The 15441-nt window shown below is 67.0% G+C and carries 13 protein-coding genes; 5 read left to right on the forward strand and 8 right to left on the reverse strand.

Annotation, left to right across the window (positions count from 1 at the left end):
* Window positions 1–171: 171 nt before the first annotated feature.
* The 5 genes from ACFQDH_RS18810 to ACFQDH_RS18830 all read right to left on the reverse strand — a co-directional run bounded on the left by ACFQDH_RS18810 (window position 172) and on the right by ACFQDH_RS18830 (window position 6592).
* Window positions 172–1593 carry an HNH endonuclease signature motif containing protein gene (locus ACFQDH_RS18810; protein WP_382403917.1) on the reverse strand — a complete coding sequence of 474 codons (1422 nt, stop codon included), beginning with the start codon at window positions 1591–1593 and terminating at the stop codon, window positions 172–174.
* A 594-nt stretch (window positions 1594–2187) separates the two neighbouring features.
* Entirely contained in the window at window positions 2188–2865 is a 678-nt protein-coding gene (locus ACFQDH_RS18815; RefSeq protein WP_382403918.1) for a GntR family transcriptional regulator, read from the reverse strand.
* Between the two features lie 61 nt (window positions 2866–2926).
* A complete protein-coding gene (locus ACFQDH_RS18820) occupies window positions 2927–4162 on the reverse strand; it encodes a M20 family metallopeptidase (RefSeq protein ID WP_382403919.1) in 1236 nt (411 codons plus the stop codon).
* Window positions 4159–5055, reverse strand: coding sequence for an aminotransferase-like domain-containing protein (locus tag ACFQDH_RS18825; protein WP_382403920.1), 897 nt, complete (start codon window positions 5053–5055; stop codon window positions 4159–4161). Before ACFQDH_RS18825 ends, ACFQDH_RS18820 begins: the two co-directional genes overlap by 4 nt.
* Window positions 5056–5368: 313 nt before the next feature.
* Entirely contained in the window at window positions 5369–6592 is a 1224-nt protein-coding gene (locus ACFQDH_RS18830) for a M24 family metallopeptidase (RefSeq protein WP_382403921.1), read from the reverse strand.
* Between the two features lie 64 nt (window positions 6593–6656).
* Between ACFQDH_RS18830 and ACFQDH_RS18835 the strand changes: the two genes are divergently transcribed.
* Window positions 6657–7640 carry a D-2-hydroxyacid dehydrogenase gene (locus tag ACFQDH_RS18835; protein WP_382403922.1) on the forward strand — a complete coding sequence of 328 codons (984 nt, stop codon included), beginning with the start codon at window positions 6657–6659 and terminating at the stop codon, window positions 7638–7640.
* Window positions 7641–7643: 3 nt separating this feature from the next.
* Complete coding sequence (locus ACFQDH_RS18840; RefSeq protein ID WP_382403923.1) at window positions 7644–8621, forward strand: pyridoxal-phosphate dependent enzyme; 978 nt, start codon at window positions 7644–7646, stop codon at window positions 8619–8621.
* Between the two features lie 78 nt (window positions 8622–8699).
* Here the strand turns inward: ACFQDH_RS18840 and ACFQDH_RS18845 are convergent, their stop codons facing one another.
* Together ACFQDH_RS18845 and uvrB are read right to left on the reverse strand one after the other, a co-directional pair.
* Entirely contained in the window at window positions 8700–9056 is a 357-nt protein-coding gene (locus ACFQDH_RS18845; RefSeq protein ID WP_382403924.1) for a DUF3817 domain-containing protein, read from the reverse strand.
* 64 nt (window positions 9057–9120) lie between these two features.
* Window positions 9121–11241 (reverse strand): excinuclease ABC subunit UvrB, encoded by a 2121-nt coding sequence (gene uvrB, locus ACFQDH_RS18850; protein ID WP_382403925.1) that lies wholly within the window; start codon window positions 11239–11241, stop codon window positions 9121–9123.
* Window positions 11242–11303: 62 nt separating this feature from the next.
* Between uvrB and ACFQDH_RS18855 the strand changes: the two genes are divergently transcribed.
* The 3 genes from ACFQDH_RS18855 to ACFQDH_RS18865 all read left to right on the forward strand — a co-directional run bounded on the left by ACFQDH_RS18855 (window position 11304) and on the right by ACFQDH_RS18865 (window position 14371).
* Complete coding sequence (locus tag ACFQDH_RS18855; protein ID WP_382403926.1) at window positions 11304–12557, forward strand: threonine/serine exporter family protein; 1254 nt, start codon at window positions 11304–11306, stop codon at window positions 12555–12557.
* Window positions 12558–12629: 72 nt separating this feature from the next.
* A complete protein-coding gene (locus ACFQDH_RS18860) occupies window positions 12630–13604 on the forward strand; it encodes a hypothetical protein (RefSeq protein ID WP_382403928.1) in 975 nt (324 codons plus the stop codon).
* 14 nt (window positions 13605–13618) lie between these two features.
* The gene (locus tag ACFQDH_RS18865; protein WP_382403929.1) at window positions 13619–14371 is read left to right on the forward strand and encodes an SDR family NAD(P)-dependent oxidoreductase; all 753 of its coding nucleotides are present in this window, start codon (window positions 13619–13621) and stop codon (window positions 14369–14371) included.
* An 11-nt stretch (window positions 14372–14382) separates the two neighbouring features.
* Here the strand turns inward: ACFQDH_RS18865 and ACFQDH_RS18870 are convergent, their stop codons facing one another.
* Window positions 14383–15432 carry a lipoate--protein ligase family protein gene (locus ACFQDH_RS18870; RefSeq protein WP_382403930.1) on the reverse strand — a complete coding sequence of 350 codons (1050 nt, stop codon included), beginning with the start codon at window positions 15430–15432 and terminating at the stop codon, window positions 14383–14385.
* Window positions 15433–15441: the final 9 nt, after the last annotated feature.

A 15441-nucleotide genomic window follows, 5' to 3' on the forward strand; every position in this document is an offset into this window, starting at 1 on the left:
CACCTGCTGATGGACTTGGCCGAGCAGTGGTCCACTCGAGGGGTTGGTCGCCCACGGCCCTCGGCCCTGTGCGGAATGAACCTCACCAGTTTCGATAAACGATCATCTATTGAAGCGAGAACCCTTGGCGACACAGCGGATCCGGTGCGCGGACTGGCGTGCGTTCTCGGGTCAGGCTGCGCCGGTCTGGTGGCCGGGCATCTGGCCGGGTGTGAGGTCCCAGATCACGCGGTCGGGTTGTATGTCGGCGGTGTAACCCTGCCGGTGCACGCCCTGATGATGACGGCCGCACAACAGCGTCGAGTTGGACAGGGAAGTTTCGCCGCCGGCCCACCACGGTCTGACATGGTGGATCTCGCAGAAACCCGGTGGCCGGTCACAACCGGGGAACGTGCATCCGCCGTCTCGTAGGATGACTGCGACCCGGATTGCTTTGGTGGCCAAACGTTCTCGCCGCCCCACATCCAACGGCTGACTCGGTCCGCCGAGCACGACCGGGATGAGGTCGGCGGTGCACGCGAACCGGCGGGCAGCACCCGCGTCGAGCACGTCACCGGTGCTGGTGGTGGCACCGTGACCGGCCAGCAACTCCTGTAAACCCATCGTCAGCAACACGGTCGCCGCGCTCGCTTGGGTGCCGTCCCCGGCTGCTGCGCGGGCACCGGCCCCGACCAGGTCCATCAACGCATCGGCCCGGCGTTTGCCCGGGGACCGCTCATCCCGCACCGGTTCAGAACTGATGGAAGATTCGGCAGCCTCAACATCGCCGTCGAGGTGGAGACCGAACGCCGCACCCGAGCTGTGGCTCCGACTGGTCCCGGCCGTCTTGTCGCGTTCGTTGGCGCCGTCTGTCTCGTCGGGTCCGTCAGCCTTGCTTGTTTTGTCTTTCGTGTCAGCAGGTTTCGCCGGTCGTGGCGCGGACTTGGCGTTGATCGCTTCCTTCAGGATCGCGGCGTTCGCCGGCGACAACTCCGCCACCAACCGGGTCATCCCGGTCGCAGTGGTGGACCAGGAGAGGGATTCGGTGCCTTCCAACGTCTCGTCGTCCTTGGATAGTTTCTCCGGTGCGAACAGATCAATGATCCGCCGCGTCAACTTCGTCAACTCATCACACCCGAGCGCCGGGTCGATTTGCAGGAACCAGCCCAGCACCTCGTCACGCTCCGCGGTCGGGATCACTGGTCCGACCTTGTCGGCCTGGAGCAGCGCGGTCCGAGCGGATTCCACCGAACACGACCCCTTCAATAATGCCCGCCCGATCACCGTGTTCTTGCGGTGCTGGCACGCATCAGCCACCGACGCCATCACCCGGATCGCCTTGGCTTCCACCGGAACGCCGTCCCTGGTGCGTGACGCCATCCACTGTGCCGTGGTGACCGCATCGGACTTAGTCACCGCACCCCGGTCCACTGCGTCCGCAGTGACAACGGTGGCTACCTGGGCAGCCCGACCATGCAACCGCAACAGCGTCGAGACCAACTCGCCTTCCTGGTCCTCGCCGAGCTGGTGCACCGCACCGGGAACCTCGTCCAACAGCTGCGCGGCAGCCTGCAACGCGGCAAGCACTTCCGGTCCACGACCAGGCTCCGCCACAGGGACACCATCCAGTATCGAATAACCGATGCTCATTGCGTGAATCCCCTTCCCCTGTAAGCGTTTTCGCCTACCTACAGGATACCTGGAACCCGCGTCCATGACTAGTATTTAATCGAACACATTTCGGTAATTCGGCTAACGCGGTGGCCGCCAGTCCGGCGGCGTGAGCACGCCCCGAAAGCACCCGGCGGCCGTGCCGAAACCCGCCTTCGCCGCGCCCTGCGTCGCAGAGCCTCGCGCCGCCAAGCGGGTACAAGCTTCCCGTGGCGCCGTGTCCCGCGGCGGCCATGGACGGGCGTCGTGTCAGCTTGGATGGAGACCCAGTCCGAGTCCCTCATAGGGGTTCTGCTCCGTCGCACTCTTCACAATCAGCAACGCGTGAACACGCCCGTCGGGTGTGCACCAAACCTGCGGTCCGGCAAGCACGGTCACCTCGGCCGCTGCGTCCCGATCAGCAAGGTCATGGAAATACTCGTTCAGCTGGTTCGTAAGTCCTTCAGAATCGTCGGACTCGAAGTGCCGAGCGACCGCGCGATCCGCATAGGTGAAAGTCATGTCCAGATCTTGACGCGGACCGCGCCGGCGCGCAGCTCAGTCGTCGCAGGGGATCAATCGCTCGACGGCATCCGCCATGTGCAGTCGCAGCAACCGGTCAGTCTTGTCCGGGTCTCGATCGATGAATGACTGTGCAATTGCACGGTGTTCGGCGACCCGAGTGTCCGCGCCCTCGTAAGTCGGATCGAGCGCGTGGATGCCCATCCGCGTTTCGGTCAGCAGCGTGCGGTGCATCCGGGACAGTCGGGGGCTGCCGGCGAACCCGACCAGCACGTCGTGGAAGGCGATGTCGGCTTCACCGACGCCGCTTCGATCGTCCACCTCAGCGGTCGCACTCATGGCGTCGGTGATCTTCAGCAGCTCGGCGCCGGCCTCCGCCGGGGTGCCGAGATGGATCTGCTCGGCGGCTGCGCGCTCGACGGCCGACCGCGCGACATACATGTCCCGCACCCGATCCGGCGTCATCTCGATGACGAACAGCCCGCGGTTGCGGATGGACAGCAGCAGCCCCTCCTGGGTGAGCCGTTGCAACCCTTCACGCAACGGGCCGCGGCTGACGCCCAGTTGGCGGGCGAGCTCCGCCTCACCCAGCTGCGCTCCGGGCGGAAGGTCGCCACGCTCCAGCGCACCGCGGACACTGTCCGCGATCATGGCCGCGGTCGATTTCCGCATCACTGGCTCGAGGGAGCGGCGTTCCGTCCCAGCGCTCGTCATACCGTTCGTCTCCTTGCCGTTCCCGATGAGCAGATTATCCGTCTGGTATGGCGCCGTGACGTCACGACGGTGATCCGCGCCTCGTCAGCAGCCGCGCCGCCACGCGTACATAGGTCTGCGCCGCCGTCACCAACTCGGCGATCGAGACCGATTCGTCCGGCCGGTGCGCCTGGTCGTTGACCGAACCGGGGCCGAGCACCACCGTCGGCACGCCGAAATCGCGGCTGACGAAGCCGCCGTCGCACGCAGCGGTCCAACCACCCGGCGGCAGTCCGGGCCCGCCCGAATCGGCGAGGGCGAGGTCGACGGCTTCCGCGAAGCCACCGGCGGCAGGCGTCTCGAAGCCCGGCATACTCATCGGCATCCTGACTTCGGCGCGCAGGTCGTCGTCGGCCAGGCCGAGCTTGTCGATCCGCTCGACGACCGCCGCAAGGACCACGTCGGGATCCTCGCCCGGCAGCAGCCGCCGGTCCGCCTGAACGCGACACGCGGCCGGCACGATCGCCGTGCCCTGCCCGCCGGTGACGATGCCGACGCTCCAGGTGGCGGGCCCGACGAGCGGGTGTGGCTTCTTCGCGAGTTCGTCGTTCCAGGAGCGCAAGGACTCGATCACGCGCGCGGCACCGTAGATCGCGTTGCGTCCGTCGGACGGCCGGCCGGCGTGTGCCGCCCGGCCGTGCACGGTGATGTCCAGGTAGCAATCACCACGGGCGGCGACGATGGTCTGCAGATCGGTCGGCTCGGCCGTGATGCACCCCAGGTATGACGGTGGGTCTTCCGCCATGAACCGCCGGATCCCGAGACCACCCTCTTCCTCGTCGACGGTGGCAGCCAGCTCGATCCGACCGGACAGAGCCGTGCCGGTCGACCTCGCCGCACGCTGCACGGCATCCATGGCCACCACGCTCGCGGCCAGTCCGCCGAGCATGTCGCTCGTCCCGCGACCGAAGATCCGGCCGTCGCGCACGACTCCGCCGAACGGCTCGACCATCCACCCGTCGCCGACCGGGACGACGTCGGTGTGCCCGAGCAGCAACAGCCGCGGACCGCTGCCGCCGGTCGTCGTGGCATTGACGTTGTCGCGCCCATCGGCCGCGGACGTCGTGTGCACCATGAGATCGCGGACGCGGCACGCCGCGACAAGTGCCTTGACACGTGCGGCTTCCTCGCCGGGCGGATTCTCGCCCGGCTGACGCACGAACTCCTGCGTCAACGCCACCAGATCGGCCTCGATGATCAGTCCGAGGGCGGCAGCCTCGAGCGGCGAAACCTGTTGTGCCATAACGGGTTCGGTCACGATGACAACCCACTGCGGTCGACCGCCCGCGCCAGCCGCGCGATTCCCTCACGGATCCGGTCCGGCGTCGAGGACGCGAAGCACAGTCGCAGCGCGTTGGGGAAGAACTTGCTCGGTGAGAACGCGTTGCCGGGGATGAACGCCACTCCCTCGGCAAGTGCGATCTCGAAGAGCGCTTCGGTGTCGACGGTCTGGTCGAACGTGACCCACAGGAAGAAGCCGCCCTCCGGGTCGGTCCATCTCGCCCGGTCGCCGAAATGCTGCGCCAACGCCTCCTGCATCGCGACCTTCCGCTCGCGGTATGCCGCCCGCTGAGTGGTCAGGTGCTCGCTCAGGTGACCGCCTTCCAGGAACGCGGCGATCACCCTTTGCAGCGGCAGATTGGTGCAGGTGTCCATCGCCTGCTTGGCGTTGATCAGCAGCTGCTGCAGCGACGGATCGGCGTCGACCCAGCCCACCCGGAGACCCGGCGCCATGATTTTGGAGAAGGTCCGCACCGACAGCACCAGCGGGTCGCCGTCGGCCAGCTCCTGCAACGACGGCACGTCGTCGCCGGCGAAGCGCAACCGGCCGTACGGGTCGTCGTCGATCAGCAGACTCCCCCACCGCCGGGTCAGCTCGATCAACCGACGGCGCCGCTCGACGGAAAGCGAGGCGCCGGAAGGGTTTTGGAACGTCGGTATGGCGTAGATCGCCTTCGGCGTCCGGCCCGCCTGCTGGACCAGCTCCTCCAGCCGGTCCACCTGCATCCCCTCGTCGTCGACGGGGACCTCGAGCAGTTGCGCCTGGTAGGACAGCGCGGTCGCCGAACCGTTGGTGTATGTCGGTGACTCGACGACGACCAGATCGCCCGGATCGACGAAGAGCTTGAAGGCCAGGTCGAGACCCTGCATCCCCCGGCGGTGATCAGCAGCCGATCCGGGCTCGTCTGATCCGTTGTGCCGTCCAGCTCGGCGAGCAGCGCTTCCCGCAGGCGCGGGTCGCCCTCACTCGCGCCATAGTCGTAGGCGTCCGGCCGACCGAGCTCGGACGCCGCCAGCGCGCCGAGCACCTGCGACGGAACGGCCTCGGGGGCCGGACTGCCCATCGCGAAACGCACGATGTCGTGCTGCTGCTTCGCGAGCAGGGACGTGCTCGAGTCGATGACCGACCCCACCAGGTCGGTCGTTCGGGAAGCCAGGGGCAGTCGGGTCTGCTGCGTCATACTCACTCCTTCGCTGTCAGTCCACGGGGAACATCGGTCAGCAGGTCCGGGCCGTTCGGTCCGATCAGCATCGACTCCGAGGTCTCGTAGCCCCAGCCGTCCATCCACATGCCGAGGATGACGTGGAACGCCATGTTCTCCTCGATCACGGTCTCGTCCTCGGGCCGCACACTCATCGTGCGCTCACCCCAGTCGGGCGGGTAGCCGATGCCGATCGAGTAGCCGATACGCGACTCCTTGGTCAGCCCGTAGCGGCCGATCGTCTGCGCGAACTCTTGGTGCACGTCGCAGGTGCGGTTGCCGGGCCGCATCTTCTCCAGAAGTGCCGCCATACCCTCGTTGGTCGCGTCGGCGACCTCGACCAGTTTGTGTGGCGCCTTGCCGAGCACGACGGTGCGGGCCAGCGGCGCGTGGTAGCGGTGGAAGACGCCGGCGAGCTCGATGGTCGTCGCCTCGCCCTTCTGCAGCGGCAGGTCGCTCCACGTCAGGTGCGGGGTGCCCGCGGTCTCCCCGGTCGGGAGCATCGGCACGATCGCCGGGTAGTCGCCGCCGAGCTTGTGCGCGCCGAGCGCCTGCGCGTGCTGGATCTCCGCGACGACGTCACATTGGCGGCGCCCAGGCTCGAGTTCCTGCAGCGCGGTCTCCATCACCCGTTGCGCGATTCTGCCTGCGGTGTGGAGCTTTTCGCGTTCCAAGGGCGACTTGCGCACCCGCACCCAGTTGACGAGTTCGTTGCTGTCCACCAGCGCCGAGCACTTCAGCCCGGACTGAATCGCGAGGTAGCTGCGCACCGAGAAGAAGTGTGCGTCGAGCTCGGCCGCGACATATGCACCGACCTCGTCGACCAGCACACCGACCTCCATCGCCCGGTCGACCACCCAGTCGAACGGATGGGCGTCCGGCCGATTGACGAGGTAATCCGGGTAGCCGTGGATCCGGTCGACCGGCAGGAACGCCGTGTAGTGCGCCCCGGCAGCATCCATCGTCCGGGTGAAGAGGTGACAATCACCCTCGACCGGCACGATCAGGCACTGCGGCATGTAGAAGGACCATGCGTTGTAGCCCGTCAGGTAGTAGATGTTCGCGGGGTCCGCGACGATCAGCGAGCTGATCGAACGCTCCGCCATACGCTCCTGAACAGCGACGAGTCGCGTCAGGTATTCCTGCTCCGGGAACGGCCGGGAGCGAAGGCCACTGAGAGTGGCGTCGGGGGCAATCTGGGTCACGTGATCATGGTGCATCCAGAATCGATTGTTGACAATCAGACACGGCCATATTTCTATTGGCGGGGTGACTTCGTCTCTCCCAGTGATTGCCGTCCTCGTCGCGGACCCCACCCAGCGCCCGGCAGGTTTCGACGCTCTCGAGTCCCGCGCGACGTTCCGCTTCACCGATGCGCCCGGGCTCGGCGACGCAGTGCACGGTGCCGACGCCCTGCTGCTGTGGGACTTCTTCTCCTCGGCCCTCGAGGGGGTATGGCGGCAGTGCGACAGCTTGCAATGGATCCACGTGGCCGCCGCCGGAGTCGACAAGCTGCTGTTCCCAGAACTGCGCGAGTCGGACGTGGTGGTGACCAATGCGCGAGGGACCTTCGATCGGCCGATCGCGGAGTTCGTGCTGGCGTCAGTGCTGGCGCACTTGAAGCTGCTGCGTGAAGGGCAGGACCTGCAGCGCGAGCACGTATGGCGGCACCGCGAAACCTTGCCGTTGCGGGGTCGCAGCGCCCTGGTCGTAGGCGCCGGAAACATTGGCCGGGAGATCGCTCGCCTGTTGCGTGCGGTCGACGTGGAGGTGACCGGAGCGGGGCGGTCGGCCCGATCCGGCGATGTGGACTTCGGGACTGTCGTCGCCAGCTCGGACCTGGCTGCGGAGGTGGGCGCGTTCGACTTCGTGATCAATGTGACGCCGCTGACCGACGCCACGCGAAACCTCTTCGACCGCAACATTTTTGCGGCGATGAAGCCCTCGGCATACTTCGTCAATGTCGGACGCGGTGCGAGTGTCGTGGAGGCCGACCTGCTCGAAGCACTGCGCGCCGGTGAACTGGCCGGAGCTGCGCTCGATGTCTTCCAGACCGAGCCGCTGCCACCCGATTCACCGCTCTGGGACGAGCCCACCTTGGCGATCTCGCCGCACCTGTCCGGCGACTCGGCCGGCTGGCTGGACACGCTCGCCGCGCAGTTCGTCGACCTGGCGCAGCTCTGGCTGGACGGCAAGCCGTTGCCTCATCCGGTCGACAAGCAACTCGGCTTCGTCCGCAGCGCCGGGAGTTGAGCGATGTCCGACGACACGCTGTCCGACGACTCGCTGCCCGGCATCGACGACATCCGCGCCGCCGCCGAACGCATCAGGCCACACGTCCGGCATACGACGACGCCACGTAGCGCCCACCTCAGTGTCGTGACCGGCGGTGAGGTCCACCTGAAGCTGGAGATCGAGCAACCCACCGGGAGTTTCAAGGTGCGCGGCGCCTGCAACGCGATCCTGGCGGCCAGGGAGCGTGGCGACCTGCCGGGGATCACGACCGCGTCGACGGGCAATCACGCGCGGGCGGTCGCCTACATGGGCCGACAGTTCGACGTGCCGGTCACTGCGTTCGTCGCGGCGTCATTGCCCGCCTATCGGGTCCGCGCTCTGGAAGAGCTCGGCGCCACCGTCGACGTCTCCAGCCAGGATCAGAGCGAGGCCATCGAGGACGCCCGACGACTCGCGACCGACCGTGGGTTTGCATTCGTGCCACCGTTCGACCATCCGGACGTCATCAGCGGACAGGGCACCATCGGCCTCGAGCTGTGTGAAGACCTTGCTGACCTCGACGCGGTGGTGGTCCCAGTCTCCGGCGGCGGGCTGATCAGTGGAATCGGCCTGGCAATCAAGGCTATTCGACCCGAGGCGCTGGTGATCGGCGTGTGCGCCGAGCGAGCCGGTGCCATGCTGAGGTCACTCGACGCCGGCCACCCGGTGCCGGTGCCCGAGGTCGAGACCATCGCTACTTCCCTGCTCGGTGACCTGGGCGCCGACAACCGCTACACGTTTCGCGTCGCGAGTCGGGTCGTCGATGAGATCAGCTCGGTCAGCGAGCAGCAGCTGCAGGATGCCCTCGATGCGCTGGCGGCCGAGGACGGGCTGGTGGTCGAGGGTGCGGCCGCCGCGGCGGCGGCGTTCCTTCGCGCGACAGCGAGTCGTTGGCGCGGCAAGCGGGTGGCGCTGATCATCACCGGCGATTCGATCGCATCCGCGGAGGTCCCGAAGTAGCGACCGTCGCCGGTTAGGTACGGGTTTCGGCCGTTTGCTCGCCACCAACCAGCGACCGTCGCCGGTTATGTACGGCGCTCAGGCGGTATGCCGGACCAGCGCGCCGCGGCGCTCGGCGCGACGCTCGAACCACACGGTCATCAGCGGCGGGATGCTGCTGAACAGTCCGAGCAGCGACTCCTTCGCGGTCCACTTGTGAGTGACCGACACGGCAATCAGGCTGATGACGTAGAGCAGGAAGATCGTGCCGTGGATCGGCCCGAAGAGTTTCACCCCGAAGTCGCCGGACTGCACGACCCACTTGAAGAACATGCCGATCAGCAGACCGATCCAGGACACGGCTTCGGCGAAGGCCGCGATCTTGAAGAAGAGGGCGGGCTTGCTGGTGGTGACGCTCGCGGCGGCGGCGGCGTTCTCGTCGAGAGTGGTGACCATGGCGCACATGCTACGTGACGTAGTAGACCGGGCTCCCCACCGCACCAGGCCGCTCAGCCGGACGTCACTTCGTGGCGGCCTGCATCTGACGCAGCTCCTTCTTCAGGTCCCCGAGCTCGTCGCGCAGCCGCGCCGCCAGCTCGAAGTGCAGGTCGGTTGCCGCCTGGTGCATCTGCTCGGTCAGCTCCTGGATCAGCCCGGCGAGGTCGGCCGCCGGCAGACCGGAGACCCGGCCGCCACCGGCCACCTCCGCATCGGCTGCGACTGCCCCGCGCAAGCCACGCTTACCGCGGCCGTCGGTCTTGCCCCGCGACTGCGCACGACCGCTGCCCATCAACGCATCCGTGTCAGCGTCCTCGCGTTGCAGCATGTCAGTGATGTCGGCGATCTTCTTGCGCAGCGGCGTCGGGTCGACACCGGCTGCCTTGTTGTAGGCGATCTGCTTCTCCCGGCGACGCCCCGTCTCGTCGATCGCCTGCTGCATCGAAGGCGTGATCTTGTCGGCATACATGTGAACCTGCCCGGAGACGTTGCGGGCAGCTCGGCCGATGGTCTGGATGAGGGACCTCGCCGAGCGCAGGAAGCCCTCCTTGTCGGCGTCGAGAATGCTCACCAGCGACACCTCGGGCAGGTCAAGACCCTCACGCAGCAGGTTGATGCCGACCAAGACGTCGAACTCCCCCATCCGCAGCTCACGGAGCAACTCGACGCGGCGCAAGGTGTCGACCTCGGAGTGCAGGTAGCGAACCCGCACGCCCTTTTCCAGCAGGTAGTCGGTCAGGTCCTCGGCCATCTTCTTGGTCAGCGTCGTGACCAGGACCCGCTCGTTCAGCTCGGTGCGCTGGTTGATCTCGTGCAGCAGGTCGTCGATCTGGCCCTTGGTGGGCTTCAGGACGATCTCCGGGTCGACCAGACCGGTCGGCCGGATGACCTGCTCGACCACCCCGTCGGACTTGGCCAGCTCGTAGTCGCCCGGCGTCGCCGACAGGTAGACCGTCTGGCCGATGCGCTCGAGGAACTCCTCCCACTTCAGCGGCCGGTTGTCCATGGCGCTGGGCAGCCGGAAGCCGTGGTCGACCAGCATCCGCTTGCGGGACATGTCGCCTTCGTACATCGCACCGATCTGCGGCACCGTCTGGTGCGACTCGTCGATGACCAGCAGGAAGTCTTCCGGGAAGTAGTCGAGCAGGCAGTTGGGCGCCGTGCCAGGACCACGGCCGTCGATGTGCCGCGAGTAGTTCTCGATGCCGGAGCACGCGCCGACCTGCCGCATCATCTCGATGTCGTAGGTGGTGCGCATCCGCAATCGCTGCGCCTCCAGCAGCTTGTTCTGCTTCTCCAGCGCTCCCAGCCGATCTTCGAGCTCGGTCTCGATCGAGGAGATCGCCCGCTCCATCCGCTCCGGGCCGGCGACGTAGTGCGAGGCGGGGAAGACATACATCTCCTCCTCCTCGCGCACGATCTCGCCGGTCAGCGGGTGCAGGGTGTAGATGCGCTCGATCTCGTCACCGAAGAACTCGATCCGGATCGCCAGCTCTTCGTAGACCGGGATGATCTCGACCGTGTCACCACGCACCCGGAAGGTGCCACGAGTGAACGCCAGGTCGTTGCGGGTGTATTGCATCTGCACGAACTTGCGCAGCAGATCGTCGCGGTCGAGCTGCGCGCCGACCCGCAACGACTGCATCCGGTCGACATACTCCTGGGGTGTGCCCAGACCGTAGATGCACGACACGGAAGCGACCACGATGACGTCACGCCGGGTGAGCAGGGAGTTGGTCGCGCTGTGCCGCAGCCGCTCGACCTCGTCGTTGATCGAGGAGTCCTTCTCGATGTAGGTGTCCGTCTGCGGGATGTAGGCCTCGGGCTGGTAGTAGTCGTAATAGGAAACGAAGTATTCGACCGCGTTGTTGGGCAGCAACTCGCGGAACTCATTGGCCAGCTGCGCGGCCAGCGTCTTGTTGGGCGCCATCACCAGCGTCGGCCGCTGCACCTGCTCGATCAGCCAGGCGGTCGTCGCGGACTTACCGGTGCCGGTCGCGCCGAGCAGCACGGTGTCCTGGTCCCCCGCCTTCACCCGGCGCGCCAGATCGGCGATGGCCGTCGGCTGGTCACCACTCGGGGTGTATTCGGAGATGACCTCGAACGGCGCGACACGGCGCTGCAGGTCAGTGGTGGGGCGCATAACGTAACCGTAAACGTCGCCACCGACAGTTGTTGTTCCCCCAACCCGTCATCATGGTCGGTATGACGGCCCCGACGCGTGAAGTGCTGCTGCGGATGGGCAGCGCGCTGCTCGCCGGCGGGGCTCCCGTGCCCGACGTCGAGTGGCAGGTGACGCTCCTCGCCCGGCGGATGGGCGCTCCAGGAGCACGGGTCGCGGCAACACCGACCGGGATCTTCGCCGGACTCGGCGTGGACGAACCGGTCGGCTTCGAACCCGTCGCCGGGTCGCTGCGCCTCGAGCAGGTCACCCGGGTGCAGGACGTCTACGAGCGGCTGATGCGCGGCGGCGTCAGCGACGGGGAGGCGTTGCGCGAACTCGACGACATCGAGGCGATGCCGTCGTCCCGCCCGGTCTGGCTCTCCGACCTCGCACTGGTCCCGATCGGCACCGGCATCTGCGCGATCCTGCAGCCGACCTGGCGCGACCTGGTCACCGCTGCCGCGAGTTCGCTGCTCGTGATGTTGCTGGTGATCCTCAGCCGGCGGTTCGCGTTGGTGCGCACTCTCCTGCCGCTGCTCGCCTCGTTCACGGTAGGCGTGCTGGTGCTGCTCGTCGCGCAGCACTGGCCGTTGCACGGGACCCTCCGCACGATGGTCGCGTCATTCGCCGTGCTGCTCCCCGGGTCGGTGATCGTCACGGGTATGTCGGAGATCGCCTCCGGCGCCGCGGTCGCGGGCAGTTCACGACTCGTCTCGGGCGTCATGCAACTGGTGCTCTTCGCAGCCGGGCTCTTCTCGGCCGTCTCAGTCACCGGTGTGCAGTTGGACGCGCTGACGAATGTGCGTGCCCAGGACCTGGGGCCGCTGGCGCCATACATCGGTGTGCTGGTGATCGGTTGCGGCATCGTCATCAACGTGGCCGCGTCGCGGGCCGCCATACCGTGGATCCTGCTGGTGCTCGCGCTGACGTTTGCGACGCAGTCGACGGTCCAGTCGCTCTCCGGCCTCGTCCTCGGTGCACTGGCCGGTGCGACCATCGCGGGTCTCGCGGCCGCAGTCGTCCACCGGTTGTCCGGCCGACCCCTGCGGCTGGTCGTCTTCCTGCCCGCCTTCTGGCTGCTGGTGCCCGGCAGTCTCGGTCTGCTCAGCACCACCGAGATCGCCACCGGGCGCGGCGGGTTCGATGCGATCACGGTTGCCATTGGGTCCGTCGTCGCCGTCGCAGCCGGCACGCTGATCGGCAGCGCTGCCGGTCGTGCCATCGACCGGTTCCTCGATCCGGCTGAAACACCGGACATCGAGACGCTCGACCTCACCGACGTCGACCGCCTGTGACTACCCCGGGGAGCCGTCGCGCGAAGCACATTACTACTTGACACGTACTACGCAGCGTGTAGCAATGGGGCGATGGACCATCTTCCCGCCGGTGACGAGGCTCGGCTGCGCGCCGGACGCGCGGTGCGCACCGGCATGGTCGTCGCGACGCTGTTCGCCGTGGTGACGACCCTCAGCAAGAACGACGACGCGCTGAACCTGCGCCAGCCCTGGCAGGACGATCCGTATGACGTCTTCGTTTCGCTCGACCTGGTCGTGCTGCCCGTGCTCGTCGTGGCTGTCGTGGCACGTTCCCTGCTCGACCGACGCACCGAGCCGGTGCCGATCCGACGGCTGGCCGACCGGCTGCGGATGGCCAACGTCGCGCTCGGGGTGTGCCTGGCCACCGAAGCAGCTGAGTGGGTCGCCGTCATCCTGCAGCGACATCGTGCGACCTGGACAACGTCGACCGGCATACAGATCGGGGGCTTGGCGCTGCTCACCGTCATGACATTCGGGTCAGCCCTCTGGGTCACGAGTGCATTGCGTGCCGTATGTCGCGCGGGAACCGCTGCAGCACAACCGGATTGGCTATCAGATCTGGTCACGATGGCGTATGCCGTTGCACACGGCAGTCGCGTCCGGGCAGTGAGCGACGCAGTGCGCTGGGTCGACCTGCACCTGGTTGCTCGCGCGCGCCGACGCCCCATCGCTGCGGCCGCCCTCTTCGCGCTGACGCTCGCGGCCCCGCTCCTCGGTCCGAAGGTCTTCATCGAGCGCTATCCACCGGTCCTGTTGCTCGTCGTCACCGTGTTCGTCTGGGCGTGCCTGTTCGCGCTCGTCGTGGTGGCGGGCGCCTACCTCCGGGTCATCTCCGACACTCCGCCCTTCACCCCTGCGATGCTGGGAGTTGTCGGCGGATGCGTTGGTGGCGCAACACTTTTCGCGTTGCACGACTCGCTGCTTGAGCACCAGACCACCGGCGGCCTGGCCATGCTGCTCGCCGCCGGAGCAATCGTGGGTGGCGCCGGCGCATTCGGCCTCTCGGAACTCACCAGACACCGGTGACTAGCGTGGGCGATATGACCCGACGCATCCTCATCACCGGTGGCGGCACCGGCATCGGCAAGGCCATCGCGCACCGCATGCTCGTCGAGGAGCCGGAGCTGATCCTCGTCGGTCGTCGCGCCGAAGTGCTTACGGCTGCGGCCGACGAGCTGCGCGAAGTCGACGAGCTGGCAAATGTGACCACCCACAGCTGTGACCTGACCGATGTCGAGGCCGTCCGCACTCTTGCTGACGAAGTGGCAGCCGGGGGCAGCCTCGACGTGCTGGTCGCCAACGCGGGCGGCAACTACGGCGTCGGCGGTGGTGCTGCGCTCGAGGACGTTGCCCGGTCGTGGCGGGCCGACTTCGACGGGAATGTGCTGTCCACGGTGTTGCTCGCCCATGCACTTTTGCCGCACTTGTCCCGCCCGGGAGGTCGCGTCGTCGCCATGAGTTCGATCGCCGCCCTCCGGGGTTCTGGTTCGTATGGCGCAGCCAAGGCAGCCGTCAACGCGTGGATGCTCGACCTGGCGAGTTCCGTTGCTGCAGAAGGCATTACGGTCAACGCGATCGCACCCGGTTTCGTCCCCGACACCGAGTTCTGGGCCGAGCGCCTCGCCGAAAATCCGGAGCTCGCCGCGAGCCGCACGTCCGTCATACCTGCCGGACGACCTGGCACGCCGGACGAGGTGGCCGAAGCTGTCGCATATCTCGCCTCACCGGATGCGGGCTGGACGACGGGCCAGATCCTGCAGGTCAACGGCGGCACGCTGCTCGGGCGCGGCTGACGCCCGCTCGCTCAGGGAACGCGGTGCGTCCATTCCTGGGTGCCGAACTTCTCCTCGACCAGGCGACGCGCTTCGGTCAACTCGTCGTCGGTGTATGACGACAACTCGCTCCGGTAGCGCGCGAGGAACGACCGGGTAAACGTCTCCAGGATCTGCTCGCGCGGCAGACCCGTCTGCGAACGCATCGGATCGACGCGCTTGTTCGCCGATTTGGTGCCCTTGTCCGACATCTTCTCCCGGCCGATGCGCAGCACCTCGAGCATCTTGTCGGCGTCGATGTCGTAGGCCATCGTCACGTGGTGCAGCACCGCGCCGTCGGCGAAGCGCTTCTGCGCGGCACCGGCGATCTTGCCCTTGTCGGAGGCGATGTCGTTGAGCGGCACGTAGTGGGCGTTGATGCCGACCTCGGCCAGCGCCCCCATCACCCACTCGTCGAGGAATGCATAGGACCGCTCGAAACTCAGCCCCTCCACCATGGAGGTCGGCACGACCAGCGAGTAGGTGATGCAGTTGCCGGGCTCCATGAACATCGCGCCGCCGCCGGAAATCCTTCGTACGACGTCGATTCCGTACTTCGCGGCACCTTCCGCATCGATCTCGTTCCGATAGCTCTGGAACGATCCGATGACCACCAGCGGTGAGTCCCAGTCCCAGAAGCGGAGAGTCGGCGGCCGCGTCCCGGCAGCCACTTCGCGCGCGATCACCTCGTCCAGAGCGACGTGCTCGACCGGCCGCAGCACGGTCGCCGGTATGACGTCGAAAGTGTGATCGTCCCAGCCGGTGGCCTTACCGAGGGCGCGACGCACGGCCACGCCCACCGAGTCCGCGTCGAAACCGATCAGCTTCACCTGCGGATCCAGCGCTCCGGTGATCGCACCGGCAAGCTGCTCGACCGAGGCATCGGCGGGCATACCGGTCAGCGCGGCATTGATGTCCTCCAGCGCGTCGTCGGGTTCGAGGAAGAAGTCGCCGGAGACGGAAACCTTTGCCAATCGGCCGGATTCGACCTCGACATCGACTGCGACGAGCTTGCCACCAAAAACCTTGTATTCACCGCGCATGATTCCACC

Origin of the sequence: Flexivirga alba, assembly GCF_042661025.1 — a bacterium.
Taxonomy (GTDB): Bacteria; Actinomycetota; Actinomycetes; order Actinomycetales; family Dermatophilaceae; genus Flexivirga; species Flexivirga alba.

Bases quoted from the DNA above. Each gene is read 5' to 3' on its own strand.
- ACFQDH_RS18815 (WP_382403918.1), bottom strand. From the start codon at position 2,865: ATGACGAGCGCTGGGACGGAACGCCGCTCCCTCGAGCCAGTGATGCGG.
- ACFQDH_RS18825 (WP_382403920.1), bottom strand. From the start codon at position 5,055: ATGCAGGGTCTCGACCTGGCCTTCAAGCTCTTCGTCGATCCGGGCGAT.
- ACFQDH_RS18840 (WP_382403923.1), top strand. From the start codon at position 7,644: ATGTCCGACGACACGCTGTCCGACGACTCGCTGCCCGGCATCGACGAC.
- ACFQDH_RS18845 (WP_382403924.1), bottom strand. From the start codon at position 9,056: ATGGTCACCACTCTCGACGAGAACGCCGCCGCCGCCGCGAGCGTCACC.
- uvrB (WP_382403925.1), bottom strand. From the start codon at position 11,241: ATGCGCCCCACCACTGACCTGCAGCGCCGTGTCGCGCCGTTCGAGGTC.
- ACFQDH_RS18855 (WP_382403926.1), top strand. From the start codon at position 11,304: ATGACGGCCCCGACGCGTGAAGTGCTGCTGCGGATGGGCAGCGCGCTG.
- ACFQDH_RS18860 (WP_382403928.1), top strand. From the start codon at position 12,630: ATGGACCATCTTCCCGCCGGTGACGAGGCTCGGCTGCGCGCCGGACGC.
- ACFQDH_RS18865 (WP_382403929.1), top strand. From the start codon at position 13,619: ATGACCCGACGCATCCTCATCACCGGTGGCGGCACCGGCATCGGCAAG.
- ACFQDH_RS18870 (WP_382403930.1), bottom strand. From the start codon at position 15,432: ATGCGCGGTGAATACAAGGTTTTTGGTGGCAAGCTCGTCGCAGTCGAT.